This window comes from Actinokineospora sp. (genome assembly GCF_050699995.1).
GTDB lineage: Bacteria > Actinomycetota > Actinomycetes > Mycobacteriales > Pseudonocardiaceae > Actinokineospora.
In genome coordinates, this window is sequence record NZ_JBOHGC010000134.1 from 18,170 (window position 1) to 38,478 (window position 20,309).

The following is a 20,309-nucleotide window of genomic DNA, read 5'->3' on the forward strand; positions in this document are numbered from 1 at the left end:
CGTCGGGGGATTTACTTGGTGGTCTTCGTGGTGGAAGCCGTGGTGGTCTTGCGGGTCGCCGGCTTGCGGGCCGGCGCCGTCTTGTTCGCCACGCTGCGGGTCGTGCTGCGGACCTCGGAAGCGGCCTCGTCACCGGCCTCCTCGATGGCCTCCGCGACCTCGGCGGCGACCTTCTGGGTGCGCACGGCGGTCTTCTCGCCGACCGAGCGGGTCTTGCGGGTCACCTTGGCCAGGATGTCCTCGGCCAGGGCGCGGGCGTCGCCCGCCGCGTCGCCCGCACGCTGCTGGGCGGCCTCGATGGCCTCCTCGAGCTGCTCGACGACCTTCTTGACCTGCGGCTGCGCCTTGATCTTGTCCAGCGCGTCCTCGCCCTGGTCGGCCAGCTTCTGGTACAGCTTCACCGCGGCCTCGGTGTACTCATCGACCAGCTTGCGAAGCTCGGCGGGGTCGAGCTTCTCGCGCAGGCCCGAGAGCTCGGTCGGGAGGTCGGCGGCGGCGGTCTTGGTGGACTCGGCACGCACCTTGGCCCTGTTCACCGCGTCGGCGACGGCCTTGGCAGCCAGGTCACCGGCGCCCAGGGCGGCCAGCAGCGGGGTGCGGACCTGTTCGACGGCGGTGTTCACCGCGGCGGCGGCCTGCTCGCCTGCCTTGCGGACGTCAGTGCTCTTGGTCATGCGGATTCACTCCTTGGGAGGTGGGGTCCGTCTTGAGGGTTTCGTCGTCCACATCAGACCCCTCCACTGTGGACTGGTTGGCGTTCTCGCGCCGGAAAGTCTCATAGATGTCAAGCAAAACTTGCTTCTGCCGCTCGGTCAGCTCGTCGGCTGCCCGCACGGCGTCGACCACGGGGCCGCCCGCCGGGAGATCGAGGATCCCCGCCTGGACGTAGAGCGCTTCGGCGGAGATCCGAAGCCCCTTGGCTATCTGCTGCAAGATCTCGGCACTGGGCTTGCGCAGACCACGTTCGATCTGGCTGAGGTACGGGTTGGACACACCAGCGAGCTTCGAGAGCTGCCGCAGCGAGATCTTCGCCGAATTGCGCTGGTGCTTGATGTATTCACCGATGTCGCGTCCGAGGTCGGCGACCTTGTCGATCGCCCTGGCCTCGCCGGTTCCGACCTCGTCCATCCAGCCTCCTTGTGACAGCTCCAACGCTACGCGCTACCGCTAGCAGTTGCAAGCACTCTGCTTGCAACCGATTGGTGCGGTCTGTCACAACTCCTGGTTACCCAACTGGCGGGAAGCGCTAACAAGCCGGGCATGTGGTGGACGACCCGGTTTCGCACGTAGGCTGGGGCTGTGCCGGAGACCGCTCTTTGGATCTTGCGAGTCATCGACTGGGCCGCCGTCCCCGTCGGTGTGTTCGCGCTCGTCCACGCGCTGATGCAGCGGCCGGACGCCTATTCCGCCGCCGACCGCATGACCAAGGTGGCCTGGGTCGGCATCACGGCCGCGTCCACGGTCGCGCTGCTGCTGTTCAGTTTCGCGGGCAGAGGCTGGATCTTCTGGATGGCAGGCCTGGTCGCCGCGCTCGTGTACCTGGTGGACGTGCGCCCCAAGCTCATCGAGGTCCAGCGCGGCCCACGCTGGTGATCCGCCGGGCCTACGGGTCCGGTGATCCGGTCACCCTGATCGTTCCCGGCCTCGGCGCCACCGCGGGCGAGGCGCGCATCCCCGCGTCCGGCCTGCCGGGCACGCGAATCGTGCTGACCCTGCCCGGTCACGCCGACGCCCCCGACCCGACCCCCGACTACTGGCATTACCCGACGCTGGCCAAGGACATCGGTCAGACCGCCGCGTCTCAGGCCGTCGGCGTCTCGCTCGGCGCGGCCGCGCTGTGCGCGCTGGTGAGCACCGAGCCCGATCGATTCGACCGGCTCGTTCTGATGTTCCCCGCCGCCTTGTCCCGCGCGCGCACGAACGCGCACCTGGTTGAGGCCATGGCCGCCGCCGTCGACACCGGGGACCGTGCCCGCCTGCGCGAACTCATCGGCGTCCTCCCCGCCGCGGGCTCCTACCTCGAAGACCGCACTGACGCCCTCATGCGACTGGGCCCCGCCCTGCGCGCCGTCGCGACGCAGGTGCCGGTGCCGGACCCGGACGCCCTGCGTGACGTCCGGGCGAAAGTCCTGGTCATCGCGGCCGAACACGACCCGCTGCACCCCGTCGAAGTCGCCCACGAAGCCGCCGAGGCCTTCCCGGACTCCCGGCTGGAAGTGCTGCCGTCGGCGTATCCGCTGCTCACGCACCGCAAGGAGGTCCGCACGTTGCTGACCGGCTTCCTAGGTGATCAGCACCAGTAGCGTCCCCACCGCGATGGCGGCCCCGATCAGCAGCGTCGCGCAGCCGCCGAGGACCACCCGCTGAGGGGTCCGCCCCCGCAGCGTCAGGAAGATCGCCAGGGCCACGGTCAGCACCGTGATCACCATGAACGCGACAGCCCCCGAGTACGGCCAGCCGCGCAGCCTGGGTGCGAAGAGCGCGACCAGGAAACACACCACCCCGGCCGCCGCGAACAGCACCCCGGAGGCGATCAGGACCAGTGCTTTGGCGGTTCCCGTCCGATCGGTCACCCCTCAAGATCTTAGGCGGTTTCCTCCGGCATCAGGATCCAGCAGGCCAGGTAGATCAGCACACCGGTGCCGAATCCGAGGATCGTCGCCACGACGAGACCGATCCGCACCAGCGCGGCGTCGATCCCGAGCGTCTTGGCGATACCGCCGCACACGCCCGCCAGCATCTTGTCGGTCCGGCTGCGGCGCAGGGTGCGGGTGGTCTTGGTGTCTCCATCGCTGTAGTTCGTCATACCTCAAGGTTGCGCGACCGCGGCCGCCCGGACATCGGGGAACGACCCTGGTTTTCCTCTCGGGGTGTCCCCGGGTGCCCGCGCGGATACTGTGGCTGGATGGAGCAGCCGCGTGACGTCGCCGCCGCGCTCGACCGTGTCGGCTACCTGGCCGACGAGGGTGTGGCCACCGCCGCGTTCCTCGCCATGCGGATGGGCCGCCCGCTGTTCTGCGAAGGCGAGCCCGGCACCGGCAAGACGTCGCTGGCCACCGCCCTCGCCGAGGCGCTGGGCGTCGAGCTGATCCGCCTGCAGTGCCACGAGGGCATCGACGCCACCCAGGCCCTCTACGACTGGGACTTCCCCCGCCAGCTCCTGCACCTGCGCGCCCTGGAGGCCGCGTCGCCGGGTCGACTCGACCCCGACGAGGCGGAGAAATCCCTGTACAGCCGCCGTTTCCTGCTCGCCCGGCCGCTGCTGCGGGCGTTGGAGGAGGCGCCGTGCGTGCTCCTGGTGGACGAGGTCGACCGGGCCGACGACGAGTTCGAGGCGTTCCTGTTGGAGGTCCTCAGCGAGAACGCCGTCACCATCCCCGAACTCGGCGAGATCCGCGCTTCCGTTGCGCCCCTGGTGATCCTGACCTCCAACCGCACCCGTGAGGTACACGACGCGCTGAAGCGGCGGTGCCTTTACCACTGGCTCGAACACCCGGATCTGGCCCGCGAGGTCGCCATCCTGCGCCGCCGGGTGCCGGGTATCGGCGAGCGTCTGTCCACACAGGTCGCCTCGGCGGTGCGGAAACTGCGGTCGGCGGAGCTGCTGAAACCGCCTGGGGTGGCGGAGTCGATCGACTGGGCGCAGGCGCTGCTCGCGCTGAACCGCACGGAACTCGACGCCGCGAGCGCGGCCGCCACCCTCGGCGCGGTCCTCAAGTACCGCGAGGACGCCGACCGAGTCGTCGCCGCCGGGCTCGACGCGCTGCTGTCGTCCTAAATCGGTCGCTTTCGCGGCCCCGCCGGCGCACCATTGACCCAGACCGGCCCGGACGACGAGTGGCGGCGTCGAACGGGATGTGGAGCGGAGCCGCTCGGTGAGGCGGCTCCGCTACTTACTCGGCAGCGGCGGCAAAGCGGTGTCGAAGAGCCATCGGGCGAACAGCTCGGTGAGCGGCCACGGCGTGTGCCGCTGCGCCATCGCTGTGAACGCCTCCGTGGTCACCACGCCGTGCTCGTGCGTGGACGTCCACTCACGGAGCAGCGCGAAGAAAGCGCCGTCTCCCAAGCGAAGCCGCAGCGCGTGCAGCGTCATGGCGCCGCGTGCGTACACGCGGTCGTCGAAGATTCTCTGCGCGCCCGGATCGGCGAGCCGCAGATCTTGTGGCTGCGTAACGGTTTCCCGCCAGGACCGCCGCGCATGGGTGTCGGCACTGTCACCGCCGGACACCTCCGTCCACAGCCACTCCGCATACGTCGCGAACCCCTCGTTGAGCCAGATGTGCCGCCACTCGGCGACCGTGAGGCTGTTGCCGAACCACTGGTGCGCAAGCTCGTGCGCCACCAGGTTCTCCGAGCCGCGCTTGCCGTCGACGTGGTTCGAGCCGAAGATCGACAGCGCCTGCGCCTCCACCGGCGCGTCCAGCTCCGCGTCCACGACCACCACGCCGTAGCGGTCGAACGGGTACGGCCCGAACATCTCGCTGAATTCGGCCAGCATCTTCGGCTGCCTGCCGAAGTCGTACTGGAACGGCACCATCAGCCGGGCGGGCACCGCCGCGTGGACGGTTCCGGCGCCGCTGAGCACGTACCGGCCGATCTGGACGCTGATCAGGTACGCCGAAGTCGGCTGCGCCAACCGGTAGACCCATGTGGTCGTCGACGCCGACGTCCGCCGCGACTCCAGCACCCCGTTCGCCACCACCTGGTACGGCGACGCCACGGTCACCGCGATCCGGTACGTCGCCTTGTCGCTCGGGCGGTCGTTGCACGGGAACCACGACGGCGACCCGATCGGCTGGCTCGCGACGATCACCCCGTCGTCGAGGTAGTCCCAGCCCAACTCGCCCCACACGGTCGGGACCGGCTCGGGTGCGCCGACGTAGCGCACCTCCACGGCCACCGGGCTCAGGGCGGGCAGCGCCTTGGCGGGCGTGACGTGCAGCTTCGACCCGCGCTGAGCGTACCGGGCGGCCTTGCCCCCGACGGTGACCTTGATGACGCGCAGCTTGCCGAAGTCGAGGCTGAACCGGGTCAGCGCGTGCGTCGGGGCCAGCGTCAGCCGGGCCAGCCCGTCGAGCCTGCCCGGACCGACCCGGTAGTCCAGTTCGAGGTCATAGTGCGTGACCCGGTAGCCGCCGTTTCCGTGCTGCGGGAGATAGGCGTCGGCCGACGTCGTGGCGCCGGGCTCCCCGGCGCGAGCCGGATCAGCCTTGGCGCTCATGCGGCCACCTCACAGGTTCGGTGGCTCCACTCGCGAAGGCACTGTGTCGATGATTCGCTCGCAAGCTCGCTCACTAGCCCCATTCAACAGCAGCCGGGCCACGCCGAGATCGGGTTGCCCAGCCAGCGAGTCCCGTCCGGCACCGACTCACCCCGCATGACCAGCGACGCGGGACCCACGGTGGCCTGGTCTCCGATCGACGCGCCGGGCAGGACGATGCCGTGCGGGCCGATCGTGCCGCCGTCGCCGACGGCCACCGCGGACATGCTCATGATCCGGTCGTGGAACAGGTGGGTCTGCAGCACGCAGCCCCGGTTGACCGTGGCGCCGTCGCCGATGCGGACCAGGTCGTACTCCGGCAGCCAGTACGTCTCGACCCAGGCGCCCCGGCCGACCTTCGCGCCCAGCCCGCGCAGCCACAGGGTCAGCAGCGGCGTGCCCTGCGCGGAGGTGGCGAACCACGGCACGGCGAGCATCTCCACGAACGTGTCCGCCAGCTCGTCGCGCCACACGAACCCGCTCCACAGCGGCCGCTCGATCGCGGTGAACCGGCCCACGAGGATCCACTTCGCCGCCACCGCGACAGCACACGCGGCAATCCCCGCCCCGAAGAGCAGCACCCCGCTCAGCGCCAGCGCGACACCGAATCCCATCGAAGCCGCGAGCGCCTCGAACCCGGCCGCGACCAGCACCGCGAGCGCCGGCGACGCCATCACCGGCACGATCCGGCACAGCTCGACAAGACCCCGCGCGATCTTCAACCGGGTCGGCGGGTCGAAGGTCGTGCTCTCGTCGCCCGCCTCGACCGTGCGCGGCAGCCTCATCGGCGGCATGCCCAGGTACGACGAACCCGCCTTGGCCTTCTTCGGCGTCGACGACAGCACGCCGACCAAGCCGCGTTTGGGCACCTTGCGCCCGGGCGCCGTCATGCCGGAGTTGCCCAGGAACGCGCGCTTCCCAACCCGCGCGTGCGCGATCCGCAGCCGGCCGCCGCCGAGTTCGTAGGACCCGATCATGGTGTCGTCGGCCAGGAACGCGCCGTCGTCGACCGTGGTCAGGCTGGGCAGCGCCAGCACCGTGGACGCCTCGACACCCCGGCCGACCTTCATGCCCAGCGCGCGCAGCCAGACCGGGGTCAGCTGGCTCGCGTAGAGCGGATAGAGGCCGACGCGCGCGATCCCCATCAGCCGCTCGGTCGCCCAGGCCTGCCACGCGATCCGGCTGTGCACCGGGTGGCGGCCCTCGCGCAGGCCGATGCTCAGCGCCCGCACCGACACCAGGATCAGCAGCGCGTAGGCCACCAGCCAGGACACCGTCGCGGGGGCGACCGCGAGCAGCGCCTGCCCGAGCGCCGCGCCGAGGGTGGGCGTGCCGGATACGAACGACGCGAGGATCAGCAACGCGGGCGCCGCGGCGAGCACCGGCAGCAGGCTCAACGCGAACGACGCGACCGCGTAGGCGGCGACCCAGCGCTTCCGTCGTGGCGGGCGGTTCGCGCGATGCGACGCCTTGCCCGTGCGGCTCGCGGGCGACCCGGACCACTGCTGACCGGTCGGCACCGACCCCTGCACACCGGAACCGGGTGCCACGTCGGCGCGCTTACCGACCCGCGCACCGGGGAACAGCGTGCTGCGCGAGCCCACCGTGGCGTCCGCGTCGATCCGGATGCGGCCGATGTGCAGGACGTCGCCGTCGAGCCAGTGCCCGGACAGGTCGACCTCCGGCTCGACCGCCGCGCCGCGCCCGAGCTTGAGCAGGCCGGTGACCGGCGGCAGCGAGTGCAGGTCGACGTCCTCACCGATGCGTGCGCCCAGAGCGCGCGCGTAGTGGGTCATCCAGGGGGCGCCCGCCAGGTTGGTCGCGCCGCTCAGCTCGACCATGCGCTCGGCCGCCCACAGCCGCAGGTGCACGCCGCCCCCGCGGGGGTAGCGGCCCGGCCGCACGCCACGCAGCAACGTCCGCGCGGTTCCGGCGGCGATCGCCATCCGGCCCCATGGGCTGAGGAACACCAGCCACCCCGCGAAAACCAGCCACCACGAGACCGTCGGCGCCCAGGGGAGCTGGATGAGGTTGTTCAGCGCGGCGAGCGTGACCACCCAGCGCGCGCCGACCACGGAAAGCATCGGGATTGTCGCGAGAACCTGGATGACCTGCGCTTTTCGTGGCGTTGGCGCCACCGTACGGTCGCTGCGAACGGTGCCCGCGGTGGCGTCGATCAGCTTCGCGAGCGAGGACAGCGTCGAGTGCTGGTAGACGTCCGAGACCGAGATCGTCGGGTACGCCTCCCGAATCCGGGAGACCAGTCGCGCGGCGGACAGGCTGCCGCCGCCATGGGCGAAGAAGTCGGCCTCCGGATCGCCGACACCGATGCCCAACAGCTCGGTCCACAGCCCGGCGAGCCAGGCCTGCGTCGGCGACATCGCCTGCACGTCGACCGCGGTGGTGTCGAGCGCGGGCAGCGGCCAGGGCAGCGCCGCCCGGTCGACCTTGCCGGACGTGCGCGTGGGCAGCGTGTCGACCTTCGCGAGCAACGGCACGAGGGCGGCGGGCAGCGCGGTGCGCAGCCGCTCCACGGCGGTGCCCTGGTCGAACTCCTCACCCGCCACGACGTAGCCGACGAGCAGCTGGTTGCCCGCCTTCGTGGTGCGCACGGCGGCAGCGGCCCCGGCGACCCCGGCCAGCGCCTGCAGCGCCGCGTCGACCTCGCCCAGCTCGATGCGCCTGCCGCCGAGTTTGATCTGCTCGTCGGCCCGGCCCAGGAACAGCAGGCCTTCCGGCTCGGCCTTCACCAAGTCGCCGCTGCGGTACGCGCGCGACCACGACAGCGCGGGAAGCGGCGCGAACTTCTCCTGGTCTTTGACCGGGTCGAGGTACCGGGCCAGGCCCGCGCCCCCGATGACCAGCTCGCCGGACCCGCCCATCGGCACCAGTTCGCCGTCGGCGTCGACCACGGCCAGCTCCCAGCCGTCGAGCGGCAGCCCGATCCGCACGGGACCGTCGCCGGTCATCCGAGCGCCGCAGGCCACCACGGTCGCCTCGGTCGGGCCGTAGGTGTTCCAGACCTCGCGGCCCGGCACCGCGAGGCGCTCGGCCAGCTCGGGCGGGCAGGCCTCGCCGCCGAAGATCAGCAGCCGGACGTCGTCGAGCGCGTCGGACGGCCAGAGCGCGGCGAGCGTGGGGACGGTGGAGACCACGGTGATCTCGCGCTCGACCAGCCACGGCCCCAGGTCGACGCCGGTGCGCACGAGTGCACGGGGCGCGGCGACCAGGCAGGCGCCGTTGCGCCAGGCCAGCCACATCTCCTCGCAGGAAGCGTCGAACGCGACCGACAGGCCTGCCAGCACCCGGTCGTCCGGGCCGATCGGCTCGTCGGGCAGGAACAGGTCGGCCTCGGCGTCGACGAACGCGGCGGCCGACCGGTGGCTGACGGCGACGCCCTTCGGCTTCCCCGTCGACCCTGAGGTGAAGATGATCCAGGCGTCGTCGTCGGGCGACGGTGTGCCGAGGTGGCCCAACGGTGCTCCGCGCGGGGTCAAGGCGCGGCCCTCGCCGAGCACGGCGGCGACATCGGCCTCGGTAAAGACCAGGTCGGCACGCTCCTGCGGGTCGTCGAAGTCGACCGGGACGTAGGCGGCGCCCGCGGCGAGGACGCCCAGGATCGAGACGTAGAGGTCGACGGAGCCCGACGGGACGCGCACGCCGACCCGGTCGCCGACGCCGACACCGGCGTCGTTGAGGGAGCGGCGCAGCGTGTCGACCTCCGCGAGCAACTCGCGGTAAGTCAGGACAATGGTGCCGTCGTCGAGCGCGTGGGCGTCCGGGTGCGGCGCGGCGGTCGCGTGGAGGACGTCGAGGAGGGTCCGCGGTGCGCTCTCGGGGCCCGCGCGGAACACGGCCAGCCCGCGGACGGCGGCGTCGGCGAGGAGGTCTGTCGGGTAGTGCATGGGTGGGGAGTGGTCGGCCAGCGTCATTTCTCGCACCGCTTGGACGGACGCATCTTCCACCTTTCGCCGAGGCTGTGACCTGGGTACTTTACGCGGGGTGACCATCTTTCGGCGCGTTCTTGACCCCTTCGCGTGTCGGGTTTCACACTGTCGTGGCAGTGATTTAGTACTCGGGTTCTGATATCGGATTGCGATTTCAATGCTTATCAGGTTGCTGCTGAAGCAGATCACCAAAAAGTCGGATCTCGATATCGAGATGCGATATCGTGGACCGATGGATGTGGTCCGGGACTTCAAGAACGGCGCGCTGCGGCTGCGCGTGCTGCAGTACGCCGCCAACGACGAGGTGCACGGCGCCTGGCTGACCGCCGAACTGACCAACCACGGCTACCGGGTCTCGCCCGGCACGCTCTATCCGCTGCTGCACCGCATGCAGGAAGCGGGCCTGCTCAAGTCGCGCGGCGAGGTCGCCGACGGCAGGCGCGTGCGGCTCTACCGCACCACCAAGCGCGGCAAGAAGGTGCTCGCCGACTGCCGCGACGTCCTCACCGGCCTCGCCGCCGAGGTCGCCTGAGGCGCAGACTGGGCGGGTGGACCCACTCCCGGGGCTGGTCGGCTTCGCCGCCGCGGTGCGCGAGGCAGGCGTGGCCTGCGGTCCCGGCCGGGTCCGGGCCTACCTCGACGCGGTCGCCGAGATCGACGCCGCGCGGGTCGGGCAGCTCTACTGGGCGGGCCGAGTCACCTTGTGCGGCGAGCCCGACGACCTCCCCCGCTACGACGCCGCGTTCCACGCCTGGTTCACCGGGGCCACCCCGCGCCCACGTTCGGCGGGCCCACCCGCGATCCGCCGCAGTCGTCTGAGCCCGTTGGGTGATTTAGGAGCGGGTTCCTCCTCGGAGGCCCGAGACACCGACCGGATGGCGAGCGACGCCGAGGTCCTGCGCCACCGCGACGTGTCCGAGTTGACCGCCGCGGAACGCGCCCACCTGCGTGAACTCATCGCCCTGCTGCGGCCCGACCCGCCGCTTCGCCGGGCGCTGCGCAAAAAGCCCGACCGGCGCGGCTCGATCGACAGCCACCGCACGCTTCGCGCGATGCGGGCCGCCGGTGGGGAGACCGTGCGCCTCGCCCGCGAACGCAGGCGCAGCCGCCCGCGCCGGATCGTCCTGCTGATCGACGTCTCGGGCTCGATGTCGCCCTACGCGGACGCTCTGCTGCGCTTCGCCCACGCGATGGCCCGGCGGTCCCCGGTGGAGGTGTTCACCCTCGGCACCCGGCTGACCCGCCTCACCCGGCAGCTCCGCCAGCGCGACCCGGAGTTCGCGCTGGCCGCGGCCGCGCGGGCCGTCCCGGACTTCGCGGGCGGCACCCGCCTCGGCGAGACCCTTCGAGCGTTCCTGGACCGTTGGGGACAGCGCGGTGTCGCCCGCCAAGCGGTCGTCGTCCTGTTCTCCGACGGCTGGGAGCGCGGCGACCCGCGGCTGCTCGGCGAGCAGATGGCGCGGCTGGGCAGGCTCGCGCACCGGGTGTTCTGGGTGAACCCACACGCGGGCGCGGACGCGTACCAGCCGGTGCAGTCCGGGATCGCTGTCGCCCTGCCCCATGTCCACCGGTTGCTCGCGGGACATAGCCTGGCCACATTGGACCGTTTGCTCCAGGAGGTGCGCCGTGCGTGACGTGCTCGACGAGGTCATGCGTCGCTACGAAGCCGGTGAGGCGGTGGCGGTCGGGACCGTCGTGGCCACGTTCTCCTCGGCGCCGCGCTCGGCCGGGGCGTCGATGATGGTCGCCACCGACGGCACGGTGACCGGCAGCGTGTCCGGCGGGTGTGTCGAGGGCGCGGTCTACGAGGTCGGCCGCGAGGTGCTCGAGACCGGGCAGCCGGTGCTGCAGCGCTACGGGGTCAGCGACGACGACGCCTTCGCGGTCGGGCTGACCTGCGGCGGGATCATCGACATCTACGTCGAGCGGATCGACCGCGACAGCTTCCCGGAGCTGCCCGCGCTGGCCGAGTCGGTCCACGCCGAGGTGCCGGTGGCGGTGGCGACCATCGTGGCTCACCCGACTCTGGTCGGCGCGCGCATCGTGGTCTGGCCGGATCGCGTAGAGGGCTCTACGGGGTCCCCGCGTATCGATGACGCGATAGCCGACGACGCGCGCGGGCTGCTCGCCGGCGGTCGCAGCGGCACCCTGGTCTACGGCACCGACGGCGAACGGCGCGGCGAGGGACTGAGCGTGTTCGTGAACTCGTTCGAGCCGCCGCCCCGGATGCTCGTCTTCGGCGCGATCGACTTCGCCGCCGCGATGGCCCGGCTCGGCACGTACCTCGGCTACCGCGTGACCGTCTGCGACGCCCGCCCGGTCTTCGCCACGACGACCCGCTTCCCGGGCGCGCACGAAGTGGTCGTCGACTGGCCACACCGCTACCTCGCGGCGGAACTGGCCGCGGGCAGAGTGGACTCGCGGACGGTTGTCACGGTGCTGACGCACGACCCGAAGTTCGACGTGCCGGTGCTGGAGGTCGCTTTGCGCGGCAAGCTCGCCTACGTCGGCGCCATGGGCTCACGCCGCACCCACGACGACCGCCTGGCCCGGCTACGCGAAGCGGGTCTCACCGAGAGCGAGCTGTCCGCGCTGTCCTCCCCGATCGGCCTCGACCTGGGCGCCCGCACCCCGGAGGAAACCGCGGTCTCGATCGCGGCGGAGATCATCGCGCTGCGCTGGGGCAGGCAGGGCAGGCGCCTCGCCGAACTGTCCGGCCGCATCCACTAGCGGGCCGCTCGATCCGGTGACACCGCCCGGAGTTGTCCACAGCCGGGGCGGGTGGGGTTGTGACGGCGACTGAAGAGGGGCACGCTCGGATGTGAGCCCAGTCACGCACACCTGGGTTCGGTCCGTTCTCCGCCAGCCCAGCCCCAGCGGGCGTGTTCGCTTGGAGGCACGATGCGCATCACCGTCACCGTCGACGGCATCGAGTACGCCGACGACGTCGAGCCCCGCCAGCTGCTCGTGCACTACCTGCGCGACAAGCTCGGCAAGGTCGGCACCGTTGTCGGCTGCGACACCAGCAACTGCGGCTCCTGCACCGTCCACTTGGACGGCCACAGCGTGAAGTCCTGCTCCGTTCTCGCCGTCCAGGCCCACGGCAGCGAGGTCACCACCATCGAAGGGCTGGCCCGCGACGGCAAGCTCCACCCGGTCCAGCAGGCCTTCCATGACAACCACGCGCTGCAGTGCGGGTTCTGCACACCCGGAATGATCATGCAGTCGATCGACCTCCTCGCCGACAACCCCGACCCCGACGAGGCCGCCGTCCGCCACGGCCTTGAGGGAAACCTGTGCCGCTGCACCGGATACCAGAACATCGTCAAGGCAGTCCGCGACGCCGCGCACCAGATGCGGCCGGGCGCCGGACCCGAGGTGGAGCGGGTCTCCGAACCGCACGTCAGCCGCACGAAGAGCCAGGTCTCCGGGGGCGAGCGATGACCGCGACAGTCGAACCGGAGGTCGGCCGGTCCCGGCTCCGCAAGGAGGACGCCCGCCTGATCACCGGCCGCACCCGGTGGACCGACAACCTGGCGCTGCCCGGGCTGCTGCATGTGGCCTTCCTGCGCAGCACCTCCGCCCACGCGCGGATCGCGTCAATCGATACCTCCGCGGCGAAGGCCAAGCCGGGGGTCATCGCGATCCTGACCGGCGCGGACCTCGCGGAGGAACAGGGCAGCCTTCCGTGCGCGTGGCCGATCACCGAGGACATGAAGGCCCCGCCCGCTCCGTCCCTCGCGATCGACACGGTCAACTTCGCCGGTGAGGCGATCGCCGTGGTGATCGCCCGCGGCAAGGCCGAGGCGCACGACGCGCTGGAGGTCATCGACGTCGACTACGACGAGCTGCCCGTGGTCCTCGACATGGCCACCGCCATCGACGACACCGACCTCGTGCACCCCGACCTGGGCACCAACAAGTCCGCGCTGTGGGTGTTCGACTCGGCCGAGGCGGGCACCGGGTCCGACGTCGAGGAGGCCATCGCGGACGCGGAGGTGCTGATCGAGCGGACCTTCCGCCAGCAGCGGCTGATCCCGTCGTTCATGGAGCCGCGCTCGGTCATGGTCGACCCGACCGGCGAGCAGCTCACGATGTGGTCCTCGACGCAGATCCCGCACATCCTGCGGCTGATGCTCGCGCTGACCACGAACACGCCCGAACACAAGATCCGCGTGATCGCGCCCGACGTCGGCGGCGGCTTCGGCGGCAAGCTCCAGGTCACGCCGGAAGAGGTCGTCTGCCTGCTCGCCGCCAAGCGGCTGGGCAAACCGGTGAAGTGGACCGAGTCCCGCTCGGAGTCGCTGGTCTCGGGCCACCACGGCCGCGACCAGATCCAGAAGCTCACCCTCGCCGCCCGCCGCGACGGCACGGTGACCGGCCTCAAGGTCGAACTCCTGGCCGACATGGGCGCCTATCTGCGCCTGGTCACGCCGGGCGTGCCGATCCTGGGCGCGTTCATGTTCAACGCGATCTACAAGATCCCGGCCTACCGGTTCGCGTGCACGAACGTCTTCACGAACAAGACCCCCACCGATGCCTACCGCGGCGCGGGCAGGCCGGAGGCGACCTTCGCCATCGAACGCCTGATGGACGAACTTGCCGCCGAACTCGACCTGGACCCGATCGAGCTGCGTGAGAAGAACTGGATCAAGAAGGACGAGTTCCCCTTCACCACCGTCGCCGGGATGACATACGACTCGGGCGACTACGAGGCGGCGACCGCCCGCGCGAAGGAACTCTTCGACTACGACGGCCTGCGTGCCGAACAGCGGGAACGGCGCCGGCGCGGCGATGTGGTCCAACTCGGCATCGGCACGTCGACGTTCACCGAGATGTGCGGCCTCGCGCCATCGCGGGTCCTCGGCGCGCTGGCCTACGCGGCGGGCGGTTGGGAACACGCGGCCATCCGCATGCTGCCTAGCGGCAAGGTCGAGGTCGTCACCGGTTCCTCGCCGCACGGCCAAGGCCACGAGACGGCGTGGAGCCAGATCGTGGCCGACCAGCTCGGCGTCCCGTTCGACGACATCGAGGTCCTGCACGGCGACACCCAGATCTCGGCCAGGGGGATGGACACCTACGGCTCCCGCTCGCTGACTGTCGGCGCGATGGCCGTGCTCAAGGCGGGGGAGAAGGTGATCGCGAAGGCCCGCAAGATCGCCGCGCACATGATGGAGTGCGCCGAGGACGACCTCGAGTTCGCCGGCGGCCAGTTCACCGTCCGCGGGACCGACAAGTCCACCGGAATCACCGATGTCGCGCTCGCCGTGTTCGCGGGCCACGACCTGCCCGACGGCATCGAGCCCTCCCTCGACGCCGAGGCCACGTTCGACCCGGAGAACTTCTCCTTCCCGCATGGCACCCACCTGTGCGCCACCGAGGTCGACACCGAGACCGGGCTCGTGAAGATCCGCAAGTACGTGTGCGTGGACGACATCGGCAAGGTGATCAACCCGATGATCGTCGACGGCCAGGTCCACGGCGGTCTCGCCCAAGGCCTGGCGCAGGCCTTGTACGAGGAGGCCATCCACGACGAGACCGGAACCCTCACCACCGGCACGTTCGCCGACTACCTGGTCCCGTCCGCGGCCGACCTTCCGGCGTTCGTCACCGACCGCACGGTGAGCCCGTCGACGACGAACGCCTTGGGTGTCAAGGGAGTCGGCGAGGCGGGCACCATCGCGTCGACACCGGCGGTGGTCAACGCTGTGATCGACGCCGTCCGGCACCTGGGTGTCCGCGACATCCCGATGCCCTGCACCCCCATGCGCGTCTGGTCGGCGATCCAGGGCGCGTCCACGGCCGAGAGCGGCATCCGCGGTGAAGCGGGCGGCGGACTCGGCTCGATCGACACGGCTGGAGGCTCGCGATGATCCCGGCGGCTTTCGACTATGTCGCACCCACCACGGTCGACAGTGCGGTGCGCGCCCTGGCCGAGGCGGGCGACGAGGCCAAGGTCATCGCGGGTGGCCAGAGCCTGCTGCCCGTCCTGCGCATGCGCCTGGCCGCGCCGACCAAGCTCATCGACCTCGGCCGGATCCCGGAGATGCGTGGTGTCCGCGACGGCGGCGACCACATCGTGATCGGCGCGATGACCACCCACTACGACATCCAGAGCGATCCGCTGGTGGCCGAGCACGCCGAGCTGATCAAGCTCGCGACGGACACGGTCGCCGACCCGCAGGTCCGCCACCGCGGCACCTTCGGCGGCTCACTGGCCCACGCCGACCCGGCCGGGGACCTGCTCGCCCCCGCGCTGGCCCTCGACGCGCGGTTCATCGTGTCCGGAATGGACGGTCGGCGCACGGTGTCGGCCGCCGACTTCTTCGTCGACTTCTTCACCACCGCCCTGCACCAGGCGGAGATCCTCATCGAGGTCCACGTCCCGAAACACACCGGCTGGACCGCCCACTACGAGAAGTTCCAACGCGTCGCCCAGGCCTGGTCCATCGTCGGCGTCGCCGCCACGGTCCGCGCCGACGCGGGCAAGATCGCCGAAGCGCGCGTCGCCTTGACCAACATGGCGTCGGTCCCGATCCGCGCCACCGCCGTCGAGGACGCCTTGATCGGCAAACCGGCCACCGCCGAAACCATCAAGGCCGCCGCCGAACACGCCGCCGAAGGCACCTCACCCACCACCGACGGCAACGCGGACCCCGCCTACCGCCAACACCTGGCCCGCGTCCTGACGTCGCGTGCCCTGACCGCCGCAGCGGGCGTCTAGGAGGAAGTCCCGTGCAGTTGGAGCACCGGTTCACGGTCCCAGCCGACATAGACACCGTCTGGGCCGCCCTCATGGACCCGGAACGGGTGGCGCCGTGCCTGCCAGGCGCCACCCTCACCGAGTACTCGGGCACCACCTTCACCGGGACGGTGAAGGTGAAGGTGGGCCCGATCTCGTTGCTGTACAAGGGCTCCGGCGAGTTCGTCGAGACCGATGAGGACACCCACCGGGCCACCATCAAGGCATCCGGAAAGGACTCAAGAGGCAACGGCACCGCCACCGCGACGGTCACCGTCACCCTCATCGACAACGGCTCAAACACCGAAGGCGAAGTCCGCACCGACCTCGCCATCACCGGCAAACCCGCCCAGTTCGGCCGCGGCCTGATCTCCGAGGTAGGCGCCAAGATCCTCAACACCTTCGCCGACTGCCTGGCGACGAAGCTCGCCCCGGACACCGCGCCCAGTGCCGACACAACCGCCGCGGCGTCGACCGCACGGCGGTCACCACCGGCCGGCAACCCACCGGATACACCCACGCGATCCGCCGACTCGCCCGGTCCCACCGCCGCCCGGACCGCTTCCTCGGCTCCCGTCACGACCGACGAGCGACAAGAGATCCCGGGCATCCCGACCCAGCCAACCCCGTCCCGTGTCCTCCGCGCGGTCCCGGAGTTCGAGGCCGAACCCATCGACCTCATGGAGATCGCGAGCCACTCCTTGAAGAAACGCCTGTTCCCCGCCCTGCTCGCCGCGGTGGTGGCGGCTCTGGTGGTGATCCTCCGCCGCAGACGATGACCACGGTAGGGCAGGCACACCTCCCGCCTGGCCGACCCAACCGCACGGGCATCGACCAAGGACCGGCATCGTCCAGCGCGACCGCAGGTCCAGTACCGTGCCGACCGTGCGCATGAGCCGAGTCAACGCTGGTGTGGTCAGTTGTGTCCTGCTGACCGCCGCCGCGGGCTGCACCGAGGTCGCACCGGTCCCCTCCGCGGCCTCCGTCCCCTCCTCTTCGCTCCAAACACCGACATCCGCCGCTCCGGCGGACTCCTTCACCCTGATCGCCGGCGGCGATGTGCTCATCCACCCCGCCCTCACCGAGCAGGCCACCGAGGACGGCAACGGCAAGCGCGACTACGCGCCGCTCTTCGCTGGGATCAAGCCGGTCCTTGAGCAGGCCGACCTCGCCCTGTGCCACCTCGAAGTCCCCATCGCCACCGCAAAGGGACCATTCAAGGGCTACCCGACCTTCTACGCCCCGCCCGAGGTCGCCACCGGTCTGGCCGACAGCGGTTTCGACGTCTGCTCGACCGCCTCGAACCACACCATGGACCAGGGCGCCGAGGGGGTCGCCAACACGCTCGACGCGCTCGGCGACGCCAAGATCCAGCACACCGGGTCGGCCCGCTCGGCCGCCGAGGCGGCGAAACCGCTGGTCCGGGACGTCGCCGGGGTCAAGGTCGGCTTCGTCTCCTACACCTTCGCCTTCAACAAGGGCACGTCCCGCCCCACGCCCTGGATGGCCAACCTGCTCGACCCGGCGGCGGTCATCGCCGAGGCGAAGCGGGCCAGGGACGCGGGCGCCGAGGTGGTCGTCGCGAGCATCCACTGGGGCATCGAGGGCAAGCATGAGCCGACGGCCGACCAGCGCAAGATCGCCCAGCGGCTCCTCGGCGACCCGTCGATCGACGTGATCATCGGCCACCACGCGCACGTGGTGCAGCCGTTCGAGCGGATCAACGGCAAGTGGGTCACCTACGGGCTCGGCAACCAGGTGGCCAAGCACGAGGAGCCCAAGGGGACCACCGAGGAAGGCGTCCTCGCGCGGTTCCGCTTCGTGAAGTCGGGCCAAGGCTGGACTGTCGACAAGGCGGAGTACCTGCCCACGCTGGTCGACCTCGGCCCGCCGATCCGGCTGCGCGACCTCACCAGCGACACCGAGGTATCGGCCGCGCGCAAGGAACAGGCTCTCAAGCGGACCGACGGTGTCGTCCTGAGCCGGGACGCTGCCACGGACGGATTGGCCCGACCCGGCGGCTGAAATCGCCCGCGCTTTCCGTGCGCTATATTTGACCTTCGTACAAAAAATGACGCCCAATGGGGCGCCGATGAAATGAATTATATGGCAAGTGGAGGACGTTTGTCAACCGAGATCGACGGTGAGCAGGAATACGTTTCCCTGCTCTACGCGCACCTCGACGATCTCCGCGATGACGCGGACACTCGCCTGGCCAAGACCCTGTGCGAGACCAGCAGCAACCCGCAGGCAATGACCCAGCGCGACGCCGCCACCGTTCATTACGGTGAGCGGCTGGCGCATTACAACGCCGTCGAGAACGGCCTGTGTTTCGGCAGGCTCGACTTCTCCGATCAAAGCCGCAGCTATATCGGCCGGATCGGTCTTTTCGACGAAGAAGACGATTATGAGCCGCTCCTGCTCGATTGGCGCGCCCCCGCCGCCCGGCCGTTCTACCTGGCCACCGCCGCCTCCCCGGACGGCGTGCGCAGGCGCCGCCACATCCGGACCAGCCGCCGCAAGGTCACCGGCGTCGACGACGAGGTCCTCGACCTCGGCGCGGGCGAGCAGCACGTCCACGAGGGCGTGACCGGCGAGGTCGCCCTCCTCTCCGCCCTCAATGCGAGCCGCACCGGCCGGATGGGCGACATCGTCGAGACGATCCAGGCCGAGCAGGACGAGATCATCCGCTCCGGCCTCAACGGCGTCCTCGTCGTCCAAGGCGGTCCGGGCACCGGCAAGACCGCGGTGGCCTTGCACCGCGCCGCGTACCTGCTCTACACCTTCCGCGAGCAGCTCTCCCGCCGCGGCGTGCTGATCATCGGCCCCAACGCGACCTTCCTGCGCTACATCGGCCAGGTGCTCCCGTCGCTCGGTGAGACCGGCGTGCTGCTCCAGACCGTGGGCGAGCTCTACCCCGGCGAGAACGGCACCCGCCCCGAGCCCGCCGCGGCGGGCGAGATCAAGGGCCGCCTCGCGATGGTCGACGCGCTGCGCCGAGCTGTCAAAGACCGGCAGGAACTGCCCGACGAGCCCATGGTCCTGATCGTCGAGCGTGAAGAGTTGATCCTCGACCGCGACACGGTCGCCGCCGCACGTACCCGCGCAAGACGCTCCCGCCGAACCCACAACGAGGCCCGTCCGATCTTCGCGGGCGAGATCGTCGCCGCGCTGGCCCGCCAGGAGGCCGAGCGGCTCGGCGCCGAGTTCCTCGACGAGGCCGACCTTGCCGACATCCGCCGCGAATTGGGTGAGGAGCAGGCCGTCCAGGACGCGATCGACCAGCTGTGGCCCCAGCTGAGCCCTCAGCGGTTCCTGTCCGACCTCTACGCGAGCCCCGACCGACTCGCCGTGGCGATGCCCGACATCCCCGAGCGTGAGCTGCTGCTTCGCGAACCCCGTCTCGGCTGGACCGCCGCCGACGCCGCCCTGCTCGACGAGGCCGCCGAACTCCTCGGCGTGGACGACGCCGCCGAACGGGCCGAGGCCGCCCGCCGCCGACGCGAGGAACAGGACTACGCCCAGGGCGTCCTCGACATCCTGCAGCTGGAGGACGATGCCGACCCCGACATCCTCACCGCCTACGACCTCATCGACGCGGGCCGACTCGCCGCCCGCCACGACGGCGAGGACCACCGCACCGCCGCCGAGCGCGCCGCCGCGGACCGCAGCTGGACGTTCGGCCACGTGATCGTCGATGAGGCCCAGGAACTCTCCGCCATGGCCTGGCGGGTCCTCATGCGCCGCTGCCCGTCGCGGTCGATGACCCTGGTCGGCGACGTCGCCCAGACCGGCGACCTGGCGGGTGCCGACTCCTGGTCCGACACCCTGGCCCCGTACGTCGAGGACCGCTGGCGGCTGGCCGAGCTGACGGTGAACTACCGCACGCCCGCGGAGGTCATGGCGGTCGCCGCCGACGTCCTCGCCGAGCTGGCCGCCGACGTCGAGCCGCCCCGCTCGGTCCGCGAGACCGGGGTCCCACCGTGGACGCGAAGGGCGCGGGCGAGCGACATACCGGGACTGGTGGCGCGACTGGCCGCCGAGAACGCCTGCCCTGGCACGCTGGCCGTCCTCGCCCCCGAGTCCCTGGTCGCCGGCATCGGCGCGGCCGTGGTGGTCTCGGTCCCGGACGCGGCGGTGGGCGACCAGCCCGACCTGGAGAACAAGGTCGTCGTGCTGACCGTCCGGCAGTCCAAGGGTCTGGAGTTCGACTCGGTGCTGCTGGTCGAACCCGCGAGGGTGGTCGCGGAATCCCCGCGCGGCCTCAACGACCTCTATGTCGCCCTGACCAGGGCAACCCAGCAGGTCGGCGTGATCCACGCCGACGCGCTGCCGCCATCCCTGGCCAAGCTGCCATAGG

General features: G+C 70.8%; 18 protein-coding genes. 12 read left to right on the top strand and 6 right to left on the bottom strand.

The window, feature by feature from the left end:
* Positions 1-11 precede the first annotated feature (11 nt).
* Together ACRDSQ_RS07925 and ACRDSQ_RS07930 are read right to left on the bottom strand one after the other, a co-directional pair.
* A complete protein-coding gene (locus ACRDSQ_RS07925; protein WP_431420055.1) occupies positions 12-674 on the bottom strand; it encodes a hypothetical protein in 663 nt (220 codons plus the stop codon).
* Positions 658-1,128, bottom strand: a complete 471-nt coding sequence (locus tag ACRDSQ_RS07930; protein ID WP_431420056.1) for a helix-turn-helix domain-containing protein — start codon at positions 1,126-1,128, stop codon at positions 658-660. The genes ACRDSQ_RS07925 and ACRDSQ_RS07930 overlap by 17 nt, the downstream gene beginning before the upstream one ends.
* Before the next feature lie 171 nt (positions 1,129-1,299).
* Between ACRDSQ_RS07930 and ACRDSQ_RS07935 the strand changes: the two genes are divergently transcribed.
* Together ACRDSQ_RS07935 and ACRDSQ_RS07940 are read left to right on the top strand one after the other, a co-directional pair.
* Entirely contained in the window at positions 1,300-1,593 is a 294-nt protein-coding gene (locus ACRDSQ_RS07935; RefSeq protein WP_431420057.1) for a DUF2516 family protein, read from the top strand.
* The gene (locus ACRDSQ_RS07940) at positions 1,590-2,303 is read left to right on the top strand and encodes an alpha/beta fold hydrolase (protein WP_431420059.1); all 714 of its coding nucleotides are present in this window, start codon (positions 1,590-1,592) and stop codon (positions 2,301-2,303) included. The genes ACRDSQ_RS07935 and ACRDSQ_RS07940 overlap by 4 nt, the downstream gene beginning before the upstream one ends.
* On the opposite strand, the gene ACRDSQ_RS07945 is transcribed toward ACRDSQ_RS07940, so the two are convergent.
* A complete protein-coding gene (locus ACRDSQ_RS07945) occupies positions 2,283-2,573 on the bottom strand; it encodes a hypothetical protein (protein ID WP_431420061.1) in 291 nt (96 codons plus the stop codon). The genes ACRDSQ_RS07940 and ACRDSQ_RS07945 overlap by 21 nt on opposite strands.
* An 11-nt stretch (positions 2,574-2,584) precedes the next feature.
* The gene (locus tag ACRDSQ_RS07950) at positions 2,585-2,806 is read right to left on the bottom strand and encodes a PspC domain-containing protein (protein ID WP_431420063.1); all 222 of its coding nucleotides are present in this window, start codon (positions 2,804-2,806) and stop codon (positions 2,585-2,587) included.
* A gap of 99 nt (positions 2,807-2,905) precedes the next feature.
* Here ACRDSQ_RS07950 and ACRDSQ_RS07955 point away from each other — a divergent pair, with 99 nt between their 5' ends.
* On the top strand, positions 2,906-3,778 hold the full coding sequence (locus ACRDSQ_RS07955) for an AAA family ATPase (RefSeq protein WP_431420064.1): 873 nt from the start codon (positions 2,906-2,908) through the stop codon (positions 3,776-3,778).
* Between the two features lie 111 nt (positions 3,779-3,889).
* Here ACRDSQ_RS07955 and ACRDSQ_RS07960 read toward each other — a convergent pair whose 3' ends face one another.
* The gene (locus tag ACRDSQ_RS07960; protein ID WP_431420065.1) at positions 3,890-5,221 is read right to left on the bottom strand and encodes a M1 family metallopeptidase; all 1,332 of its coding nucleotides are present in this window, start codon (positions 5,219-5,221) and stop codon (positions 3,890-3,892) included.
* 83 nt (positions 5,222-5,304) lie between these two features.
* Entirely contained in the window at positions 5,305-9,192 is a 3,888-nt protein-coding gene (locus ACRDSQ_RS07965) for a Pls/PosA family non-ribosomal peptide synthetase (RefSeq protein ID WP_431420066.1), read from the bottom strand.
* A 247-nt stretch (positions 9,193-9,439) separates the two neighbouring features.
* On the opposite strand from ACRDSQ_RS07965, the gene ACRDSQ_RS07970 reads away from it, so the two are divergent.
* The 9 genes from ACRDSQ_RS07970 (at position 9,440) to ACRDSQ_RS08010 (ending at position 20,308) form a co-directional block, all read left to right on the top strand.
* Entirely contained in the window at positions 9,440-9,739 is a 300-nt protein-coding gene (locus ACRDSQ_RS07970; RefSeq protein ID WP_431420068.1) for a PadR family transcriptional regulator, read from the top strand.
* A gap of 16 nt (positions 9,740-9,755) precedes the next feature.
* Positions 9,756-10,841, top strand: coding sequence for a vWA domain-containing protein (locus ACRDSQ_RS07975; RefSeq protein ID WP_431420070.1), 1,086 nt, complete (start codon positions 9,756-9,758; stop codon positions 10,839-10,841).
* Positions 10,834-11,937, top strand: coding sequence for an XdhC family protein (locus ACRDSQ_RS07980; protein ID WP_431420071.1), 1,104 nt, complete (start codon positions 10,834-10,836; stop codon positions 11,935-11,937). Before ACRDSQ_RS07975 ends, ACRDSQ_RS07980 begins: the two co-directional genes overlap by 8 nt.
* A 171-nt stretch (positions 11,938-12,108) precedes the next feature.
* The gene (locus tag ACRDSQ_RS07985) at positions 12,109-12,651 is read left to right on the top strand and encodes a (2Fe-2S)-binding protein (RefSeq protein ID WP_431420072.1); all 543 of its coding nucleotides are present in this window, start codon (positions 12,109-12,111) and stop codon (positions 12,649-12,651) included.
* On the top strand, positions 12,648-15,080 hold the full coding sequence (locus ACRDSQ_RS07990; RefSeq protein ID WP_431420073.1) for a xanthine dehydrogenase family protein molybdopterin-binding subunit: 2,433 nt from the start codon (positions 12,648-12,650) through the stop codon (positions 15,078-15,080). Before ACRDSQ_RS07985 ends, ACRDSQ_RS07990 begins: the two co-directional genes overlap by 4 nt.
* Entirely contained in the window at positions 15,077-15,931 is an 855-nt protein-coding gene (locus ACRDSQ_RS07995) for an FAD binding domain-containing protein (protein ID WP_431420075.1), read from the top strand. Before ACRDSQ_RS07990 ends, ACRDSQ_RS07995 begins: the two co-directional genes overlap by 4 nt.
* An 11-nt stretch (positions 15,932-15,942) precedes the next feature.
* Positions 15,943-16,728 (top strand): SRPBCC family protein, encoded by a 786-nt coding sequence (locus tag ACRDSQ_RS08000; RefSeq protein WP_431420077.1) that lies wholly within the window; start codon positions 15,943-15,945, stop codon positions 16,726-16,728.
* Positions 16,729-16,840: 112 nt separating this feature from the next.
* Positions 16,841-17,974 (top strand): CapA family protein, encoded by a 1,134-nt coding sequence (locus tag ACRDSQ_RS08005; protein ID WP_431420124.1) that lies wholly within the window; start codon positions 16,841-16,843, stop codon positions 17,972-17,974.
* Positions 17,975-18,046: 72 nt separating this feature from the next.
* Positions 18,047-20,308 (top strand): HelD family protein, encoded by a 2,262-nt coding sequence (locus tag ACRDSQ_RS08010; RefSeq protein ID WP_431420079.1) that lies wholly within the window; start codon positions 18,047-18,049, stop codon positions 20,306-20,308.
* The last annotated feature ends 1 nt before the right edge of the window (position 20,309 follow it).